We start from the raw sequence: 395 nt of genomic DNA on the forward strand, positions 1-395 counted from the left end.
AGGCACCGCGAAACGTCTTGATGGTCAAGTCCTGAGTGTAGAAATCAAAACCTCAGACGCTTCAGCAACAACTATCGCAACCGGTAATGCTGAGGTTCAGAACGGCAGTTGGACGAGCCGTGGGATAAATCTTAGCGGTCAGCCAAATGGCAATTACCAAGTAGTGGTAACGGGGACGAGTACAGTCGATGGCATTGATATGGAAGCGCAGCAACAGCGTGAGTTCGAGTTAGAGCAGGCATTGCCTTCGTTGACTAGTGCATCGTTTGATAAGCCACATCACTTAGTGGGTGATCCTGTGGAAGTCACTTTGACGTTCAGTAAAGCGGTTAAAGGAGACACCATTCAAGCGACGCTTGCGGGTGCAGCAGTATCAGGTTTCACGATGCAAGGAG

Annotated in this window: 1 pseudogene; it reads left to right on the top strand. The window is 49.9% G+C overall.

What is annotated here, in order from left to right:
* Window positions 1–395 (top strand): annotated as a pseudogene (locus tag AACR09_RS16230) (tandem large repeat); the annotation flags it as partial.

Source organism: Vibrio sp. OPT20 (genome assembly GCF_963889365.1).
Taxonomy (GTDB): Bacteria; Pseudomonadota; Gammaproteobacteria; order Enterobacterales; family Vibrionaceae; genus Vibrio; species Vibrio splendidus.